Genomic DNA, 19,614 nt, shown 5'->3' with positions numbered 1-19,614 from the left:
AATGATCTTTCTATAAAGGTCCGCGATTTTATTGTGCAATGTTTACGCTGTCAATGAAAAATCAAAAACTTTACATTTTCTTTGTTCTGTTTTGAAGCAATAGCGCTACGCGTAAAGAAGTGCTTTTATTGAAAACAAAAAATATACACAAGCTATCTCTTTATATTATATCAACATTCAGCTATATTCACAGCTTAATAGCACAGTTATCAACAATTCAATTTCTGATTTAAATTTAATTCTTGGATTTTGAATTTAAATTTCGATATGCTCGGTTATCCACAATTCCGTTAAACCCCTATAAGTAAATTCAAATTTTAAAATTTAAATTTATTCTTATTAGGGTGGATTTTTTCTGTGGAAAGTGACGTTTTTATATAAATAAACAAATAGTTACTTTGTGGATAACCATGTTTTTATCAATTTTATAGATTGTGGATAACTTGAGGGTTAAAATTATCCACAGCTTGTGCAAAAAGTTATACACAGGTAGTTTTGAATTTAAATTTATAAACGACTGCTTTCTTTTTCAGCAAAAGTCCCATAAATTGGCCTGACAGATGTGGATAACTTGGTTAGAATGGCGACCCCTTCGAAAGATGGGGCTGGTGATTTTTATTTTTTGAATTTAAAAATGGATATATAGGGGATGCACATGCTCTGGACAGACTGCTTAACTCGCTTGCGACAAGAGCTCTCTGATAACGTCTTTGCGATGTGGATTCGTCCTTTAGTTGCCGAAGAGGTTGATGGTGTGATGCGTTTATACGCACCGAACCCTTATTGGACCCGTTATATTCAAGATAACCATTTAGAATTGATTTCAATTCTTGCTGAACAATTGTCTGAAGGTCGCGTGCGTCAGGTTGAGATTTTGGTCGACTCTCGCCCAGGGACAATTTTGTCTTCGAATGAACAACCAGCCACGACCACTGCAGCTTTAAGTAGTGCGCCAACCGCCACCGCCGTGCCTGTTAAAGCCAAGAAAGAATCTGATCTGGTCCAACCCAGCCAAAATGTCACGAAAATACCGAAGAAAAGACAACTCAATCCGTTATTTACATTCTCTTTGTTTGTTGAAGGCCGTTCTAACCAGATGGCTGCTGAGACTTGCCGTAAGGTATTAACCCAATTAGGTGCATCTCAGCACAATCCTTTATTTTTGTATGGCCCAACTGGTTTGGGTAAAACCCACTTGATGCAAGCGGTCGGTAATGCGCTGTTACAAGCCAAACCCAATGCACGGGTGATGTACATGACTTCAGAAAGTTTTGTACAAGACTTTGTCAGTTCATTACAGAAAGGCAAGGTTGAAGAATTTAAGAAAAATTGTCGTTCTTTAGATTTACTCTTGGTCGATGATATTCATTTGCTTGCCGGTAAAGAAGCCAGCCTTGTTGAATTCTTTTATACTTTCAATGCTTTACTGGATGAATCCAAGCAAATTATTCTCACTTCAGACCGTTATCCAAAAGAACTCACCGAACTAGATCCACGCCTGGTATCGCGATTCTCTTGGGGATTATCGGTGGGGGTAGAACCACCCGATATTGAAACCCGTATCGAAATCTTGCTGAAAAAAGCTGAAAATAGTGGCGTTGATTTACCGCGCAACTGTGCTTTGTTTATTGCGCAACAAGTGGTCGCAAACGTGCGTGAGCTTGAAGGTGCATTGAACAAAGTTGTGGCAATTTCACGATTTAAAGGGACCGCCATCGATCTGGATGTAGTGAGAGAATCTTTAAAAGACGTGCTGGCGATCCGTGCCCGGACCATTAGTGTAGAAAACATCCAGCGTGTGGTCAGTGAATACTTCCGCATCCCGCTAAAAGAACTGATTGGGCCAAAACGTACCCGTATTTATGCCCGACCTCGTCAATTGGCGATGGGATTGGCGCGTGAATTAACCGGAGACAGTTTTCCGGAAATCGGTATGGCCTTTGGTGGACGAGATCACAGTACCGTGATGCATGCCTGCGAAAAAGTGGTCAGCTTGCGTGAAGAAGATCCAATTTTTAATGAAGATTATAAAAACTTACTTCGTTTATTACAAAGTTAGGCCTGAGCATAATCTCGGCTGACTCAATTTTCATGGTTGCAAACTGCTTTTAAGTGCAGCATAGTACACTGCTAACATTCATATCGGCTTCTGTTGTAAGAGGAATAAAATCGTGCGTTTGAAAATCGCTAAAGAAAGTTTACTCAATGTGTTATCCCATGTGGTCGGGGCTGTAGAGCGTCGTCATACCTTGAATATTCTTTCAAATGTCAAAATTCAAACCACGCAACAGGCCTTAACTATTACCGGTTCTGATTTAGAAGTTGAACTGGTGGCAAGCACAACGTTAGCTGAAGGTGCTTGTCTGGAAGCAGGGGAGACCACCGTTCCGGCACGTAAACTGGTCGAAATTTGTAAATCACTTCCGACAGCAGCCTTGATTGACCTACAAATTACAGAAGATCAGCGTTGTATTTTAAAATCGGGTAACAGCCGCTTTGTGTTGGGGACGCTTCCTGCGGATGATTATCCTTTACTCACCACTGAAAATAGCCAGGGCACACAAGTTCAGGTGACTCAGCGTGAATTAAAACGTTTATTTGAAAAAACTGCCTTTGCAATGGCGGTACAGGATGTACGTTTCTATCTGACTGGTACTTTGCTGGAAATTGATCAAAATCAATTACGTACCGTAACCACAGATGGCCACCGTTTGGCATTGTGCGAAGTATTGGCATCCTCAACTGCTGCTGCACCGATTCAGGCCATTGTACCGCGTAAAGCCGTGGGTGAATTGCAGCGTTTGTTGAGCATTGAAGATGAGCAGCTTACCTTGCTCATTGGTCGTGAATTGTTGAATGTCACGATTAATACACCAAGCCGTGATAAAGAGCAGGGTGATATTACCGTTCGTTTCACGACTAAATTGATTGATGGTAAATTCCCTGATTATCGCCGTGTTATTCCGAAAGGTGGTGATAAGCATGTGTTTATTGCGCATGATGTATTTAAACAGTCTTTACAACGTGTCGCGATTTTAAGTAATGAAAAATTACGTGGCGTGTTCCTGAATTTTAATCAGGATTCGTTGCAACTCCGTGCTAATAACCCAGAGCAAGATGAAGCGGTTGAAGATATTGCAATTCAATATCAGGATGCACCACTGGAAATGTCATTCAATGCGCAATATATCCTGGATGTATTGAGTGTGTTGGATGGTGATGATGTGAGAATGAGCATGACTGAAGCAAATCAATCGGTACTTGTTCAAGATCCAGCGCATCCAGACCAGACTTATGTTGTTATGCCGATGCGTGTGTAATTGGCATTGATGATTTGAGTTTTTAAGCATGCAAATCACGCGTTTAAATATCGAACGTGTACGTAATTTAAAGGCGGTTGCACTCAATGAGTTGCAACCGTTTAATATTTTTTACGGCTCGAATGGTTCTGGAAAGACCTCAATTCTGGAATCCATTCATTTATTGGCCACAGGTCGCTCATTTCGCACCCATATTCCCAAGCACTACATCCAGTACGAGGCTGATGATGCGATTGTCTTCGCACAGTCGGCCAGTGAACGGATTGGCATGCAAAAACTGGCTTCGGGTGAGCAACTGATCAAGGTCAATGGCGATACCATTGCCACTCAAGGGCAACTGGCAAAACTTTTGCCCTTACAACATATTGATCCGCAAAGTACCGATATTATTGATCATGGCGCCAAACCCAGACGGCAATTGCTGGACTGGTTGATGTTCCACGTGGAACCTGAGTTCTATTTTGCCTGGCAGTATTATTCTCGTGCCTTAAAACAGCGTAATAGCTTACTAAAGACACGGCGTAACCTCAGTCTAGCGGATTTAGAGCCGTGGAACAAAATGCTGAGTGATTATGGCGAAATTTTGCACTCGCAACGGGTCGGTATCGTAGAGCAATGGAACCAGTTCTTTCAGGAAGATTTGCAGCAACTATTGCCAAATCTTGAAATTGAACTGGAATATCATGCCGGTTTTCATACCGAACAGGGGCTGTTGCAGGACCTGATTCAGCAGCACCAAAGGGACCAAGAACGGCGTTATACCGAGTATGGTCCTCATCGTGCAGATTTGCGCCTGAAAACCCCGTATGGCAATGCCGATGACGTGTTATCACGTGGGCAAAAAAAGTTGTTAATCATGGCATTAAAACTGTCACAAATTGCAATGCTACATGCGAGTAACAAGGAAACTGTGGTATTATTAGATGATCTGACAGCAGAGTTAGATTTAGCTGCACAACAACGTTTAATTGAGCGATTGAGTCAGTTAGGAAGTCAGGTTTTTATGACGACCTTAGACCATACGTCGGTATTAAAACACTTACATGATTTGTCGATTTCCTTTCAATTGTTTCACGTTGTCCAAGGCCAAGTCAGTCTTGCTGCGCCATAATTTTATTTCCTCATCTTTGGATAGATTAGATATTTACTAGGGAGTAACCATGAGTTCAGAGTCTCAATCAGTCTCTCAAACAGAACAAACAAATGAAAAGGCTTATGATTCCTCTAGTATTAAAGTATTACGTGGATTAGACGCGGTTCGTAAACGTCCGGGCATGTATATCGGTGACACCGATGACGGTACCGGTTTGCACCATATGGTGTTTGAGGTGGTGGATAATGCCATCGATGAAGCTTTGGCAGGTCATTGTGACGAAATCCTAGTGACCATTCATGAAGATGAGTCGGTCAGTGTCTCGGATAATGGTCGTGGTATTCCAACCGATATTCACCCTGAAGAAGGGGTGTCTGCAGCAGAAGTTATTCTGACCATTCTGCATGCGGGCGGTAAGTTCGATGACAACAGCTATAAAGTTTCGGGCGGTTTACACGGCGTTGGTGTTTCGGTAGTAAATGCGCTTTCTAAGAAATTGCATTTGACCATTCAACGCGCAGGTAAAATCCATGAGCAGGAATATGCACATGGTGATCCGCAATATCCGTTGAAAGTTGTCGGTGAAACTGACCAATCCGGTACCACCGTGCGTTTCTGGCCAAGTGAATTAACCTTTAGCCAAACCATTTTCAGTGTGGATATCCTGGCACGCCGTTTAAGAGAGCTTTCATTCCTGAATGCCGGTGTACGTATCGTATTGCGTGACGAGCGCGTGAATCTTGAGCACGTTTACGATTATGAAGGTGGTTTATCCGAGTTCGTTAAATATATTAACGAAGGTAAAACCCATCTGAATGATATCTTCCATTTCACCACAGATGCAGATAACGGTATTGGCGTTGAAGTGGCATTGCAGTGGAATGATAGCTATCAAGAGAATGTGCGTTGCTTTACCAACAATATTCCGCAAAAAGATGGTGGTACTCACCTTGCAGGTTTCCGTGCCGCATTGACCCGTGGCTTAAACAGCTACATGGAAAATGAAAGCTTACTGAAAAAAGAAAAAGTGGCCGTGACCGGTGACGATGCACGTGAAGGCTTAACTGCCATCATTTCAGTGAAAGTGCCTGATCCAAAATTCTCTTCGCAAACCAAAGAAAAACTGGTGTCGAGTGAAGTGAAACCTGCGGTCGAGCAGGCCATGAACAAAGAGTTCTCGGCTTATCTGCTGGAAAATCCGCAAGCAGCGAAATCGATTGCTGGCAAGATTATTGATGCCGCTCGTGCGCGTGATGCCGCTCGTAAAGCCCGTGAAATGACACGCCGTAAAAGCGCATTAGACATCGCTGGTTTGCCAGGTAAACTGGCAGACTGTCAGGAAAAAGATCCAGCATTGTCGGAACTGTATCTGGTCGAGGGTGACTCTGCGGGCGGTAGTGCCAAACAAGGTCGTAACCGTAAAATGCAGGCGATTTTACCGTTGAAAGGTAAGATCCTGAACGTTGAACGTGCGCGTTTTGACAAGATGATTTCCAGCCAGGAAGTGGGAACTTTAATTACCGCTTTGGGCTGTGGTATCGGACGTGAAGAATACAATCCGGATAAATTACGTTATCACAAAATCATCATCATGACCGATGCGGACGTGGATGGTTCACATATTCGTACCTTGTTATTGACCTTCTTCTTCCGTCAAATGCCGGAACTGGTTGAGCGTGGCTATATCTATATTGCCCAGCCGCCATTGTACAAATTGAAGAAAGGCAAGCACGAGCAATATCTAAAAGACAATGATGCATTAGAAACCTTCCTGATCTCCAATGCGATTGATGAGCTGTCCTTGCATGTGAGCGCGGATGCACCTGCGATTAATGGTTCTGCATTGGCCAGTGTGATTGCCGATTATCAGGTATCACAAAAAAGCTTACAGCGCTTAACGCAACGTTATCCGGCAAGTTTACTGGATGGTTTGCTGGAGCTGGATGCTTTTAAAGGCGATCATAATCATGAACGTGACTATGTTGAAGCATGGGCTGAGCAATTACGTGTAGCGATTGAAAAGTTGCAACCTAGCCTGCGTCCTGAAATTAGCTTGGAAGCGTTTGAGCGTGAAAATGCACAAGGTGAGAAATCAGCGCATTATTGGCCACGTGTAACGGTCTATGTGCATAACTTACCGCATTCTTATTTACTTGATGCCGGTTTGCTCAATTCTGCCGAGTATGCACGTTTGCTGAAGAACTCGAAGAGCTGGTTTAAATTGCTTGAAGAGGGGGCTTATCTGCAAAAAGGTGAGCGTCGTATTCAGGTCAGCAATTTCCACCAGGTATGGCAGCATATTTTACAAGACTCGCGCCGCGGTATGATGATCCAGCGCTATAAAGGTTTGGGTGAGATGAACGCTGAGCAGCTTTGGGAAACGACCATGGACCCTGAAAACCGTAATATGTTACAGGTGACCATTGATGACGCGATCGAAGCAGATCGTATGTTCTCATGCTTAATGGGTGATGATGTAGAACCACGTCGTGCCTTCATTGAAGAAAATGCATTAAATGCAGATATTGATGCTTAATGAGTTTAGGCATCAATAACATGTAAAAAGCGCTTATCTTTTGCGTTGCTGTAAAAGATAAGCTCTCCATCCTGCAATTAAAACTGGAAGCAGGGTGATCATTAGAAAAATAATATCTGCAATACCGTCCATCAGCAGCATGCCGATCATTCCTAAAATACTGCATACAGCCATTAGCCATAATAAGCCTGATTTATTCCACAGTTGCATTACTGACTCCTTTTAGGCTTTTTTGCCGACGTTTTGCCCACCATAGCCAAGCGCCATTCAAGGTAATAAACAAACTTAAAAGAGTACATAAGCTCCATAAAATCTTTAAGGGCATACCGCCGTAATTACCGAAATGTAGAGGCTGAGAGAGCAAGATGGCTTTCAGGTAGGTCGGGAGTTCTTCAACAGTATCGACTTGTCCTGTGGCTGCATTGACCAAGGCAACCTTCAGCATTTTTTGGTTTAGACCCTCATTGCCTTGCAGCAATACCATGTAATGTCCCTGAGTCGAATATTCGGTTTTAGGATAGAACACAGTGGTTGGGTGCCAGCCGACTTCGCCTTTTTGGGCAGCAGCATAGATATCATCTATGCTCAGTGTCGGGTTAATTGGACTGACATGATGATATTTGTCTTGCAGAGCTTTCAGTTCAGTCATTTGCCAGAGACCAATGGCAACCGTACCAAAACCGAGTAAAAATCCGGTCAAGGTCACCACCAACGCCCAACCGAGTATCGCTGAACCGATTAAGTTATGTAAATCGAGTTGTAGTAAACGCTGACCTTTGCCTGTTCGAATAATGCCAAAAAAGAATTTTTTCACATAAGGGGCGTATACCACCAGCCCTGAAATCAGTGATAAGAACAATAGAAAGGCAATCAAGGCACCGATCAATTGTCCAATAAAACCTAAAAACCAGTTGGCATGCAGTTCCAGTAAAAATCCTGTTAAAGTATCCCGTTCACTGGGTTGCTGAATCAGCGTAGCAGAACCAATATCTGCAAATAACCAACGCGCTTGCTCAAAACGCTGTTCCGGTTTTGCCATACCAATCAGCAGTACACCCGGATGATGCTCAGGATCATAGCCTGTACTGATAATGTGTTCATGAGGATAGGTATTTTGTGCGGTGGCTAATGAATTTGCCAGTGGGCGCTGTTGTTGTAAAGATGAATGAAGCGCCATCGGTTCTACACCCAGTGCATGATCGATTTCTTCATGAAAGATCAGAATGATTCCCGTGATTGATAAAATCGTAAAGGGGAGCACAATTACTAAGCTGATCCAGCGATGAATCCATAAATTGATGCGGTACCAGCGTGAATTGGTTTTCTTTGCTGAAATGCTTGCTTGGCTCATAACTGATTATTCCATGCTGAATTGATCATGGCTTCCCCAAATAATTTATATTTTTACAAGCCGATTTTATTTTTATTGATAATTATTTTCATTATTATTTACGATTGTTTTTTACGTTCCACGTGAAACCTGACATAGAATAAATGGATTAAAAAAAAGCAGGAAAGACGAACTTTCCTGCTAAATCATACAATACGGTATTAAAAGGGGATTAACTTTCTACAAAATCACTGACCTGAATTAAGGCATGACCAAACAGGTAACCTGCTGTCACCAGTACGCTGATCCAGAGCAAAGCCCCCAGAATGTTATACATCACAAAATGGGTATAATTCATATTGCTCGAACCTGCTGCCAAAGGCGCGAAAGAACGTGCAAAAGGAATAAAACGCGCCAATAGAATAGTTTTTCCGCCATGTTTCAGGAAAAACACATTGGTTTTTTGTAGATATTCCTGCTTGATAAAGCGTGATTTCATATTGAAAATACGGTCACCAAAATGACGTCCGATATGGTAATTCACCATATAACCCAATGCTGCGGCAAAGAACAGCAGGCTGATCATATAACCCAAATGCATTATTTCAACCACTGAACACAATGCACCGACCGTCAGCAATAAACTATCACCGGGTAAGAAGAACATAAAAACAAAGGCTGTTTCTGAAAAAATAATTAAGAAGAGGATAAAATAGATCCATAAACCATATTCTTGCACCAAAACGGGCAGAATATGCTCAAAATTAAAAATAAAATCTAAAGAATTCATTCAGTTTGTATGATCCAAAATAGAGTACTCACCAAATTAAAGTACAAAAAAATGTGAAATGAATTTAACCCTCAGGATTCATTCGTCAGTTATAACATTACAACAATGGGAGCTGAGTATATCGAGCCTGAACCCAAAGCTCAATTTTCTACGAAAATTCCAGTTTTACCTTATCTTAAATTATCGACAGAATCATGACATTTTTGATGATATTCATAGTGTTTTTAAGTATCTGCTCACTATGGTTAGGTTTTATCAAAATCATTTTTATTCAGCGTCGAGGCCTGAAAAGATGAGATCCATACCTGTTTCAGTTACAGATATGGATCACTCATGTTATTCAGCAAATGAGCTTTCCAGTTCTTCCAGCTCCATCATCAATTCTAAAAGCTGTTCCTCAAATTGCTCCAGTTTGGCTTTTAGCTCATTTTGTTCATTCATGAGTTTCATCAAGTCTTCTTTGCGACTTGCTTCGTATAAAGCACTGTCTGCCAGCGCCTGTTCGATATCTGCCAGACGGGGCTGTACCTTTTCGATTTGAGCTTCGACTTTTTCAATATTTTTACGAATGGGGCGCGTCATTTCACGGCGACGTGCCGCTTCTTTACGTTGCGCTTCCTTATCAATCTTCACGGCTGGAGCTTGAGTGGCCACGCTTTGTTGCTGCCCGGCACTTTGTGCATTGATCTGTTGTTGGCGTACTTCTCGTAACCATTTGGCATAGTCTTGCAAATCACCTTCAAATTCGGTGCATTTGCCTGCATGCACCAGCAATAGATCATCACAGACGCTGGCGATCAACTGACGTTCATGCGACACCAGCACCACAGCGCCTTCAAAATCCTGCAGCGCCATAGTCAAGGCATGACGCATATCCAGATCTAAATGGTTAGTCGGTTCATCCAGAATCAGTACGTTCGGACGCTGCCAGACGATTAAGGCCAGGGCCAGACGTGCGCGTTCGCCTCCAGAGAAGCTTTCACACGGGGTGTCCATACGTTCACCGCTAAAGCCAAATCCACCCAGAAAGGCGCGTAACGCAGCTTCACTGATTTTTTTGTCCGCAATACGGGCCAGTTGCAGCATTGGGCTGGCATTGGCATCCAAAGCATCCATCTGGTGCTGGGCAAAATATCCGATATTTAATAATTCAGAAGCTTTACGTTCACCTGCAAGTAACGGTAAATCCCCGACCAAAGTTTTGATCAGTGTTGATTTACCCGCGCCGTTCATCCCCAGTAAACCGATCCGTGAGCTTGGGGTGATTTGCAGGCGAATCTTTTCGGCAATGATTTTATCGCCGTAACCAATGCTTGCTGCATCTAAACTGAGCAATGGTGAACTCATTTTGGTGGGTTCACGGAAACTAAAGGTAAATGGTGTATCGACATGCGCAGGGGCGAGCTGTTGCATGCGCTCTAGCTGTTTAATGCGGCTTTGTGCCTGACGGGCTTTGGTGGCTTTGGCCTTAAAGCGATCAATAAACTTTTGTAAGTGGGCACGGGTTTCTTGCTGCTTCTCAAAGGCTTGTTGTTGTTGTGCCAAACGTTCGCTGCGGGTGGTTTCAAAGGTTGAGTAATTGCCGGTATACAGCGTCAGTTCCTGATTTTCGATATGCAGAATATGATCGGTAATCGCATCAAGGAAGTCACGGTCATGCGAAATCAGAACCAGTGTTCCTTCATAGGCTTTTAGCCAGTCTTCTAACCACAGGATTGCATCTAAATCCAAGTGGTTGGTCGGTTCGTCCAGTAATAACAGGTCTGAACGACTCATCAGGGTGCGGGCCAGATTTAAACGCATGCGCCAGCCGCCAGAGAAACTGGCGACATTTAAACGGATTTGATGATCCAGAAAGCCTAAGCCTGCCATCAATTGTGCTGCTTTGGCTGGGGCCGCATAGCCGTGGATTTCATCAAAACGGCCATGCAGACGGGCAAGCTCATCATTACTGAGCTGATCAGGATGGGCTAATTTTTCTTGAATCTCCCAATATTCCTCATCGCCGGAAAGGACAAAATCTATTGCAGGCATTTCCAGCGCTTTAATTTCTTGCGCCATGTGTGCCACGGTCCACACTGCAGGACGGCTTAAATTACCTTCATCTGCGCCCAATTCACCTAAAAATGCTGCAAATAAAGTTGATTTACCTGCGCCATTGACACCAGTCAGACCAATTTTCCAGCCAGGATGAAGCTGCATTGAGGCTTTTTGGAACAGGACGCGCCCACCACGGCGTAATGAAACTTGGTCAAATTGGATCATGAGCATGCAAAATAGCGAATAGATAGCTGCATTTTAAGGTGATCACCCATGAATGCAAATTTTATATTGCAGATTAAGGCAGACATCATCATTTTACCCGCTCATCATAAAATAGAGTAAATGCTCTATTTTTGTGATGAAAATCAGATTATGATTTAAAATCTAGGAAAAACAACACATCACATCAAAAAGAGTCAACTAGGACGGGGCAATGAAGAAGGGAATTCTGGCATTGGGAGCCATGCTGATACTGGCTATCAATACACAGGCCAGTGCTGCAACTAAAATTTGTGTATTTGATCTTATGGGGAAATCCGGCGAAGCCTACAAGGCCATGCAAGAATGGGCCTTAGCCGCAAGCGCATGGCAGGGTGAAATCAATCTGGTCAGCTATCAAAATGAGGCGATGGCTGAACATGATTTTGAACAAGGTCGTTGCGAGGGCGTGTATATGACTTCCATGCGTGCACGTGCCTATAACAAATTTGCAGGCTCAGTCGATGCGATTGGCGCGGTACCCAGCTATGCCATTGCACAGAAAGCGATTAGTTTTGCTTTGGACAAGCGTAACCAGCGCCGTTTAATCAGTCAGGTCGCGAATCAAAGCTATGAAGTGGCAGGGATCTCACAAATTGGTCTGGCCTATATCTTTGTCAAAGACAAAAGAATGAACAGCATTGAACAAATTAGGGGCAAGAAGTTTGCAGTCCTGGGCTATGACGAAGCGCAAAAAATTGTGGTCAGGAGTCTTGGCGGGCAAGCTGTACTTTCCGATATCTCTGATATTGCCAAGAAATTTAATCAAGGGCAGGCCGATATTATGGCAGCGCCAGCCTATGCCTATAAACCACTGGAAATTTATAAAGGTTTGGGCAATGACGGTGCCATCATTACTTTTCCTGCAGTTAACATGACCATGGATCTGATTATTCGACCTGAAAAATTCACGACCAACTTTGGGCAAAACTCACGACAGTGGTTTCTCAGTCGGCTTAATCGCAATTTTGCTTTAATCCAGCGAATCGAAGCGGAATTACCGGCCAAATATAAAATCAGTCTGGATCAGGAAGATAAAACCCGTTATCAGCATATCTTGCGTGAAGCACGGATTGATCTGACCAAACGTGGAATTTACGATGCTACCATGATGAACGTACTCAAACGGGCACGTTGTACCGTCGACCGGACTAATTTTGAATGTACCTTAGGTGGAGAATAAATAGAGTCCACCCTCTAGTGATGCGTAATCGGGGGCAAACGGCCCTTCTCAAAAAGGAATTGGCTTAAATTGTCAAACTGTGATCAATAGTGTTAAAAGTCAGGAAAACCCGACGTATGTATATAAAAGCACTATGCTTTTAAACAAAAGCTGACTATATTGATCTGGCACTGATGGAAAATTGTGCAATATAGGGTAGAAAGGGAAAACAAGATGAAAAAAGGACTTTGGGCATTGAGTGCTACGGCGCTCTTGGTCACGGCGACTCCTGCACAGGCAAAACAGGACATTTGCGTATTTGATTTATTGGGTAAGGCTGGGGAGTCTTATAAGCTGGTCGAAGAATGGAAGCTTGCTGCCAAGACCTGGCAAGGGGACGTTGAATTAATTCCTTATCAGGATGAGGAAAAGGCAGAAAAAGATTTTGATGCCGGCAAGTGCGACGGGGTATATATGACCTCGATGCGGGCGCGTAAATATAATAAATTTGCAGGTTCTGTCGATGCTGTCGGGGCAGTCACCAGTAATGCCATTGCACAAAAGGCGATTAGCTATGTGCTGGATAAACGCAATCAGCATCGTTTAACTGCGACAATGAACGGCGAAAAATTCGAAGTTGCTGGCATTATTCAGGTCGGGCTGGCCTACATTTTTGTTCGTGATAAAAAGATCGACACCATAGAAAAGGCCAAAGGCAAGAAATTTGCGTATTTACATTATGATCAGGCACAAAAAGCGATTGTTGAAAGTATTGATCTGGTGGCAGTGCCATCGGATATCTCTGATTTTGTAAAAAAATTCAATAGCGGGCAGGTCGATGTGATTGCTGCCCCTGCCTATGCCTATAAACCTCTGGAAATCAGTAAGGGACTGGCCAATGGTGCGCTGTTTAATTTCCCTGTGGTCAATATTACCGGTGACCTGATTATTCGCCCGGAAAAATTTCCTGCTGGTTTTGGTCCGCAATCACGTAAATGGTTTGTCAATAAGTTGCCGAGTAACTTTGCCATGGTGCAACGTTTAGAGGCAGGCATGAATGCCAAAAAAATTACCTTGACCAATGAAGATAAAACCCGTTATCAAAAAATGTTGCGTGATGGACGCATGAATTTAACCAAGCAAGGCGTGTATGATGCGAGTATGATGAATGTACTTAAACGCGCCCGTTGTACGGTAGAACGAACCAATTTTGAGTGTACCCTGAGTGGCGAATAAAACAGGAGAACAACAAGCAATAGATAAATTGATACACAAACTTAGGCATATATAACAAAAATGCCTATTAAAATAATAGAATGAGATAAAAGAGGGTAAAAAATAAACAATCCAGTCATAAAAATAGAGTAGAAGCTCTATTTTTTTTCAAAAAACATGATTAATATTTGCTTCGAACAAGGAGACAAACATAAAGTTTGTGAAAGGATGAAAAATATGAAAAAAATGGCACTTGCTCTTGCAGCAACTTCGATCTTTGGTGTATCTGCTTCTACTCAAGCAGCAATTGACGTGTGTGTATTCGACTTATTAGGAAAGTCAGGTGAATCATACAAAATGATGCAGGACTGGGCACTTGCAGCGAAAGGCTGGGGCGCTGATGTCAACCTGCTTGCAATCACGGATGAACAGGTTGCGGACAATAACTTTAAAGCGGGTAAATGTGCTGCTGTAGCAATGACAGCAATGCGTGCTCGTCCATATAACAAATTTGCGGGTTCTGTTGACTCGCTTGGTGGTGCGCCAAGTAATGCGGTAGCACAACGTGCAATTACCTATGTTCTTGATGCGCGTAATGCTGCAAAAATGACCACCAATTTAGGTGGTAACAAATACGAAGTTGCGGGTATCTCTCCGCTAGGTGCTGCTTACATTTTCGTACGTGACAAGAGCATTAACTCAATTGAAAAAGCAGCGGGTAAAAAATTCGCGGTATTGGGTTATGACGATGCACAAAAAATCATGGTACAACGCGTAGGCGCGCAAGCGGTTCTTTCTGACATCTCAAACTTCGCTGCGAAATTCAACAATGGTCAGGTTGATATGGTGGGTGCACCTGCTTATGCCTACAAACCATTAGAGTTAAGCAAAGGTTTGGGCGCAAATGGGGCAATGTTTAGCTTCCCAGTATTACAAGTGACTGCGGATCTTGTGATTCGTCCAGAAAAATTCCCTGCTGGTTTTGGTCAAAAATCTCGTGACTACTTCGTGAAACAATTGCCAAAAGCTTTTGCCATGATCAAGCGTTACGAGTCTGAAATTCCAGCAAAATACAAAATGAACTTAAGTGCTGAAGATAATCTGAAATACCAAAAACTGTTACGTGACGGTCGTATGGATCTTACTAAACGCGGTATTTACGATGCTGGTATGATGTCTGTATTGAAGAAAGCACGTTGTTCGGTAGACAAAGCAAACTTTGAATGTGCATTACCGGGTGAATAATCCCTAATTGCCATAAAGTGTACTTAAAGCCTAGATTCATCTAGGCTTTTTGTTTTTTTACTACTGTCATTTGAGTCATTGTGTTTAGATTGAAAGATCGTAATGATAGAAATATATAAAAACCAGATGGAATCTTGAAAGATCGAAAGCAGGTTTGGTCTGGACGATGAAACATGACTGCATAACAACATAGATTTATTTGAAATCTGAACAGGATGGACCGGGATTTTAAATTTGGGTGTGGTGCAACAACAATTAGCATAGATGCAAAGGAACAATAAAATGCAATGGTTTAAAACCTTATTACTTGCAACAGGGATCGCGGCGGCATCTGCGGGTGCTCAGGCCAAACAAACAATTTGTGTATTCGATATCGTCGGCAAAAGCGGTGATGTGTATGCCTTGATGAAAGATTATCAACTGGCTGCAAAAAACTGGGGCGCAGATATTGAGCTTAAAGTGGGCACCAATGAAGCGGTTATTGCCGAAGATTTCAAAGCAGGTAAATGTGATGGGGTCAGTATCACAGGGATGCGTGGTCGTCAGTTTAACCCGTTTACAGGGTCACTGGATGCGATTGGAGCGATTACTGATCTTAAACTTGCCGTGAAAGTCATGCAGGGCCTTGCGAGTCCAACCTTTGCCAAAGCCATGGTGAATGGCAAATATGAAGTGGTAGGGGTGATTCCTGTCGGTGATGCCTACTTATTGGTAAATGACCGTAATATCAATACTGTTGCTAAAGCTGCGGGCAAGAAAATCGCCGTACTGGACTATGATGAAGCACAAAAAATCATGGCTTCACAGGTCGGTGCACAAGCAGTTAGCTCAGATATTACCAATTTTGGCGCTAAATTTAATAACGGACAGGTCGATATCATTGGTGCACCAGCCGCTGCATTTAAACCGTTGGAACTCTATAAGGGTTTAGGCAGCAAAGGTGCGATTGTGAATTATCCAATCTTGCAAGTGACAGGTAACCTGATTATTCATCCTGATAAATTTCCAACAGGCTTTGGCCAAAAATCTCGTGAGTGGGTGAAAGCGCAATTACCACGCGCGTTTGGTATTCTGGGCAAAATGAAAGCAGATATTCCTCAAAAATACTGGATGGAAGTACCTGCCGCAGACAAGCCTGGCTACCAAAAACTGATGCGTGAAGCGCGTATCAATCTGACCGCTAAAGGGATTTATGACAAACGGATGATGAAATTATTATGGCAATTCCGTTGCCGTGAAGATGCCAAGAATTTTGAATGTGGCTTACAAGACGAAAACTACAAGTAAACTTGTAAAAAGTCATTAAGCGCACTTTAAAACTTCAAATACAGACCCGATATTGAGTATGCTATACTACATATCGGGTCTTTTATTTATGAAAGACGTATTGAAGTCTGAGGAATATCCATCATGAACGCCCAAGCTCTAGAATTGTCAGATAATGCTGCCAACAAAGTTCGCCAACTACGCGAAAGTGAAGGGAATAACGACCTTATGTTACGCGTGTATGTAACGGGTGGCGGATGTTCAGGTTTCTCTTACGGCTTTAACTTTGCTGAAAGTGTCAATGAAGATGATGCTGAATTTGTGAATGGCGATGTGAAAATGCTGGTCGATTCACTCAGCTATCAATATCTGGTCGGTTCAGTGGTTGATTATCTGGAAGGACTGGAAGGTTCACGTTTTGTGGTGCAAAACCCGAATGCGACCACGACCTGTGGCTGTGGTTCATCTTTCTCGATTTAATAGATTCTTGTGATAAAAAAAAAGCTTCTCCAGTTGAGAAGCTTTTTTATTCTTATACCACGGTGATGGTCCCTAAAATACGATCCCCTGATGCACCTGTGACTGCAGGCAGGTTGCCACTCAACTGTTCTACGAAACGCATCGCGAGCCAGGCAAACGCTGTTGCTTCTACCCATGTTGGCGCTAAACCCAGCGCATCTGTAGTTTGTACTGACCAGTTATGTTTACGCAAGCGCCAGCGCAACTGTTCAAGTAAATGCGAGTTATACGCCCCACCACCACATACGTAGATTTCGCCTGTCGGCATCGCCTCTTTACTGCGATAAATGGCTTTCTTAATGGCACGTGTGGTCAGTTTCATCAAGGTAGCCTGAACATTTTCTGGCGTGTCTTCCAGTTCATCATAGCCCAGGTCATTGCGCCAGTCACTGAGCTGTTCATCTAACCATTCCAGATTAAAGTCTTCACGACCCGTACTTTTTGGCGGTTCTTTGGCAAAAAACTCATGGCTTTGCAAACGATCTAACAGCGAGCGAATCGGATTACCATAGGCCGCCCAGTCGCCATTTTCATCATAAGGATGACCGGTATGACGATGGCACCAGCCATCCATCAAGATATTGGCCGGGCCTGTATCAAAGCCATAAACGCCGTCTGCATTGTTGGCAGGCAACATACTGATATTGGCAATCCCGCCTAAGTTTAGAATCACACGATGAATACTGTCATGCTGAAACAACGCCTGATGGAACGCCGGAACTAAGGGTGCGCCTTGCCCGCCAGCAGCCATATCGCGTCGGCGGAAATCCGAAACCACAGGCAGTTGCGTGATTTCAGTGATGATATTTGGATCACCGATTTGCAAGGTAAAGCCATGCTCAGGACGATGGCGAATCGTTTGCCCATGTGAGCCGATGGCTTTAATTTGCGTGCGGTCTAAATTATTTTTCTCAATCAGTTGATTGATGCCGTGCCCGATCATTTGTGCCAAGGCGACATCGGCTTTACCCATACGGTCAATTTCATTGTCGTCAGGTAGCGTCAAAGCCATTAATTCATCACGTAATTCAGGCTCAAAAGGCACGGTGAGTGTGGCATGCAGCGTTAAAGGATCGAATGAAGTTGCAACAATATCAACACCATCCATGCTCGTGCCTGTCATTACACCAATATAGATCGCGCTCATATACAACTTATCCTGCAAGATGCTGAAAAAATGTTAGTATATCGCACAAATTGAATAACTGATGTGTTTAGGTTTTGTGATGTCAAATTTCTTGCCAGCCGAAGAACAGCTTGCTCTCATTCAACGAGGCACGCACGAGATTATCTCTGAAGAAGATTTACTGAAAAAACTGAAAGAGAATCGTCCTCTCCGTGTAAAAGCAGGCTTTGACCCTACGGCTCCTGATTTACACTTGGGACATACTGTTCTGATCAATAAATTAAAAACCTTTCAGGATTTAGGTCATGAAGTGACTTTCCTGATTGGTGACTATACGGCCATGATCGGTGACCCAACGGGTAAGAGCGCAACGCGTCCGCCGTTGTCACAAGAGCAGGTGATTGCCAATGCAAAAACCTACCAAGAACAAGTTTTTAAAATCCTAGATCCAAATAAAACCAAAGTCCGTTTTAACTCAGAATGGTTTAGTCAAAAAACCGCTGCTGATTTAATCCAGTTGGCAAGCCAGCAAACGGTATCGCGTATGTTAGAACGTGATGATTTCACCAAGCGTTATAACAACCAGCAGCCGATTGCGATTCATGAGTTCCTCTACCCATTGGTACAAGGCTATGACTCGATTGCGCTTGAAGCAGACGTCGAATTAGGCGGAACAGATCAGACGTTTAACTTGTTGATGGGCCGTACCTTACAAGGTCGCTATGGTCAGGAATCACAAGTGTGTATCACTGTGCCAATTCTTGAAGGTTTAGATGGCGTCAATAAGATGTCTAAATCTTTAGGCAACTATATTGGTGTGTTCGACACGCCAGGCGCGATGTACCAAAAAATCCTGTCGATGCCAGATAGCCTGATTGAGCGCTACTTTGATTTACTCAGCTTTAAATCACTGGATGAAATCAAAGTCTTGCTTGATGAGATGGCTGCGGGTCGTAACCCACAAGAGATCAAACGTATTTTGGCGCTTGAGTTGGTGGAACGTTTCCATGATGCAGAAGCGGCAGAAAATGCACATAAAAGTGCAGGTAACCGTGTAACTGAAGGTGAAGTGCCGGAAGATACCCCTGAAGTAACAATTTCTCGTGGCGAGTTTGGTGGCGAGTTGTTTATTGCAACTATTCTGCGCGTTGCAGGTTTAAACCCGAATGCAGCTGCTGCAAAAGATGCTGTGGGTCGCGGTGCGGTTAAAGTCGACTGGAATGTGGTAGATATGAGCTACTCTGTCAAAGAAAACGTCACTTTAATCATTCAGTCAGGTAAAAAAGCGATTGCACGTGTGACTTTCACCGACTAGATCGAAATAAAAATCATAAAAAGCAGGCCCAGAGCCTGCTTTTTATACGTAAATAGATGATAAAAACAACGAAAACATGAGTTTTGTTGAAAAAAGAAACATGCAAAAGAAAATAATAAAAAACAGGGTTGCATCTGATCTGAAATACTGTAGAATGCACATCCATCGGCGGTGATGCAGATAAAAACTTGTTGATAAACAAGGATTTGGCTAAAATGGTTAGATTCTTGAGTTGGTTGATAAGTTTGCTAAATATCTAAATTACCTGTTGACTTTTAAGAAATTGAGAGTAATATAGCCGACCTAGCTTGATGATGACGAATCATTGAGAAGATCATTAAGAGAATAGAAGAACAACTTGTGTGGATTTTTACTGGTTGATCGATCGAAAATATT

At 43.0% G+C, this 19,614-nt stretch carries 15 protein-coding genes; 10 read left to right on the top strand and 5 right to left on the bottom strand.

What is annotated here, in order from left to right; translation table 11 throughout:
* The first annotated feature begins 655 nt into the window (after positions 1-655).
* The 4 genes from dnaA to gyrB all read left to right on the top strand — a co-directional run bounded on the left by dnaA (position 656) and on the right by gyrB (position 6,949).
* On the top strand, positions 656-2,059 hold the full coding sequence (dnaA, locus tag J699_RS00850; RefSeq protein ID WP_032871402.1) for a chromosomal replication initiator protein DnaA: 1,404 nt from the start codon (positions 656-658) through the stop codon (positions 2,057-2,059).
* A gap of 112 nt (positions 2,060-2,171) precedes the next feature.
* Entirely contained in the window at positions 2,172-3,320 is a 1,149-nt protein-coding gene (dnaN, locus tag J699_RS00855; RefSeq protein ID WP_005228168.1) for a DNA polymerase III subunit beta, read from the top strand.
* 28 nt (positions 3,321-3,348) lie between these two features.
* A complete protein-coding gene (gene recF, locus J699_RS00860) occupies positions 3,349-4,431 on the top strand; it encodes a DNA replication/repair protein RecF (protein ID WP_005260342.1) in 1,083 nt (360 codons plus the stop codon).
* Positions 4,432-4,480: 49 nt separating this feature from the next.
* Positions 4,481-6,949, top strand: coding sequence for a DNA topoisomerase (ATP-hydrolyzing) subunit B (gyrB, locus tag J699_RS00865; RefSeq protein ID WP_005281587.1), 2,469 nt, complete (start codon positions 4,481-4,483; stop codon positions 6,947-6,949).
* Positions 6,950-6,982: 33 nt separating this feature from the next.
* Here the strand turns inward: gyrB and J699_RS19660 are convergent, their stop codons facing one another.
* The 4 genes from J699_RS19660 to J699_RS00880 form a co-directional block, all read right to left on the bottom strand.
* Positions 6,983-7,159 carry a hypothetical protein gene (locus J699_RS19660; protein ID WP_165569324.1) on the bottom strand — a complete coding sequence of 59 codons (177 nt, stop codon included), beginning with the start codon at positions 7,157-7,159 and terminating at the stop codon, positions 6,983-6,985.
* Positions 7,143-8,300, bottom strand: coding sequence for a PepSY-associated TM helix domain-containing protein (locus tag J699_RS00870; RefSeq protein ID WP_032871400.1), 1,158 nt, complete (start codon positions 8,298-8,300; stop codon positions 7,143-7,145). The genes J699_RS19660 and J699_RS00870 overlap by 17 nt, the downstream gene beginning before the upstream one ends.
* Before the next feature lie 211 nt (positions 8,301-8,511).
* The gene (locus tag J699_RS00875; RefSeq protein WP_005281596.1) at positions 8,512-9,069 is read right to left on the bottom strand and encodes a VTT domain-containing protein; all 558 of its coding nucleotides are present in this window, start codon (positions 9,067-9,069) and stop codon (positions 8,512-8,514) included.
* Positions 9,070-9,405: 336 nt separating this feature from the next.
* The gene (locus J699_RS00880) at positions 9,406-11,334 is read right to left on the bottom strand and encodes an ATP-binding cassette domain-containing protein (RefSeq protein ID WP_032871399.1); all 1,929 of its coding nucleotides are present in this window, start codon (positions 11,332-11,334) and stop codon (positions 9,406-9,408) included.
* A 211-nt stretch (positions 11,335-11,545) separates the two neighbouring features.
* Between J699_RS00880 and J699_RS00885 the strand changes: the two genes are divergently transcribed.
* The 5 genes from J699_RS00885 to erpA all read left to right on the top strand — a co-directional run bounded on the left by J699_RS00885 (position 11,546) and on the right by erpA (position 16,738).
* A complete protein-coding gene (locus tag J699_RS00885) occupies positions 11,546-12,553 on the top strand; it encodes a putative solute-binding protein (protein WP_032871397.1) in 1,008 nt (335 codons plus the stop codon).
* A gap of 213 nt (positions 12,554-12,766) precedes the next feature.
* Entirely contained in the window at positions 12,767-13,768 is a 1,002-nt protein-coding gene (locus J699_RS00890; RefSeq protein WP_005228154.1) for a putative solute-binding protein, read from the top strand.
* Positions 13,769-13,984: 216 nt separating this feature from the next.
* A complete protein-coding gene (locus J699_RS00895; protein WP_032871454.1) occupies positions 13,985-14,992 on the top strand; it encodes a putative solute-binding protein in 1,008 nt (335 codons plus the stop codon).
* Positions 14,993-15,274: 282 nt separating this feature from the next.
* Entirely contained in the window at positions 15,275-16,279 is a 1,005-nt protein-coding gene (locus tag J699_RS00900; protein WP_005281613.1) for a putative solute-binding protein, read from the top strand.
* Between the two features lie 123 nt (positions 16,280-16,402).
* The gene (erpA, locus tag J699_RS0218930) at positions 16,403-16,738 is read left to right on the top strand and encodes an iron-sulfur cluster insertion protein ErpA (protein ID WP_005281616.1); all 336 of its coding nucleotides are present in this window, start codon (positions 16,403-16,405) and stop codon (positions 16,736-16,738) included.
* 52 nt (positions 16,739-16,790) lie between these two features.
* On the opposite strand, the gene J699_RS00905 is transcribed toward erpA, so the two are convergent.
* Positions 16,791-17,924 carry an anhydro-N-acetylmuramic acid kinase gene (locus J699_RS00905; RefSeq protein ID WP_005228146.1) on the bottom strand — a complete coding sequence of 378 codons (1,134 nt, stop codon included), beginning with the start codon at positions 17,922-17,924 and terminating at the stop codon, positions 16,791-16,793.
* Positions 17,925-17,985: 61 nt separating this feature from the next.
* On the opposite strand from J699_RS00905, the gene tyrS reads away from it, so the two are divergent.
* Positions 17,986-19,218 (top strand): tyrosine--tRNA ligase, encoded by a 1,233-nt coding sequence (gene tyrS / locus J699_RS00910; RefSeq protein ID WP_104021911.1) that lies wholly within the window; start codon positions 17,986-17,988, stop codon positions 19,216-19,218.
* Positions 19,219-19,614 lie beyond the last annotated feature (396 nt).

This window comes from Acinetobacter sp. 1000160 (assembly GCF_000588715.1).
GTDB lineage: Bacteria > Pseudomonadota > Gammaproteobacteria > Pseudomonadales > Moraxellaceae > Acinetobacter > Acinetobacter courvalinii.
This window is presented reverse-complemented; position numbering and strand designations above follow the sequence as displayed.

Bases quoted from the DNA above. Each gene is read 5' to 3' on its own strand.
- J699_RS00880 (WP_032871399.1), bottom strand. From the start codon at position 11,334: ATGATCCAATTTGACCAAGTTTCATTACGCCGTGGTGGGCGCGTCCTG.
- dnaA (WP_032871402.1), top strand. From the start codon at position 656: ATGCTCTGGACAGACTGCTTAACTCGCTTGCGACAAGAGCTCTCTGAT.
- J699_RS00900 (WP_005281613.1), top strand. From the start codon at position 15,275: ATGCAATGGTTTAAAACCTTATTACTTGCAACAGGGATCGCGGCGGCA.
- J699_RS00905 (WP_005228146.1), bottom strand. From the start codon at position 17,924: ATGAGCGCGATCTATATTGGTGTAATGACAGGCACGAGCATGGATGGT.
- J699_RS00885 (WP_032871397.1), top strand. From the start codon at position 11,546: ATGAAGAAGGGAATTCTGGCATTGGGAGCCATGCTGATACTGGCTATC.
- gyrB (WP_005281587.1), top strand. From the start codon at position 4,481: ATGAGTTCAGAGTCTCAATCAGTCTCTCAAACAGAACAAACAAATGAA.
- J699_RS00875 (WP_005281596.1), bottom strand. From the start codon at position 9,069: ATGAATTCTTTAGATTTTATTTTTAATTTTGAGCATATTCTGCCCGTT.
- J699_RS00870 (WP_032871400.1), bottom strand. From the start codon at position 8,300: ATGAGCCAAGCAAGCATTTCAGCAAAGAAAACCAATTCACGCTGGTAC.
- recF (WP_005260342.1), top strand. From the start codon at position 3,349: ATGCAAATCACGCGTTTAAATATCGAACGTGTACGTAATTTAAAGGCG.
- tyrS (WP_104021911.1), top strand. From the start codon at position 17,986: ATGTGTTTAGGTTTTGTGATGTCAAATTTCTTGCCAGCCGAAGAACAG.
- J699_RS00895 (WP_032871454.1), top strand. From the start codon at position 13,985: ATGAAAAAAATGGCACTTGCTCTTGCAGCAACTTCGATCTTTGGTGTA.
- J699_RS00890 (WP_005228154.1), top strand. From the start codon at position 12,767: ATGAAAAAAGGACTTTGGGCATTGAGTGCTACGGCGCTCTTGGTCACG.
- erpA (WP_005281616.1), top strand. From the start codon at position 16,403: ATGAACGCCCAAGCTCTAGAATTGTCAGATAATGCTGCCAACAAAGTT.
- J699_RS19660 (WP_165569324.1), bottom strand. From the start codon at position 7,159: ATGCAACTGTGGAATAAATCAGGCTTATTATGGCTAATGGCTGTATGC.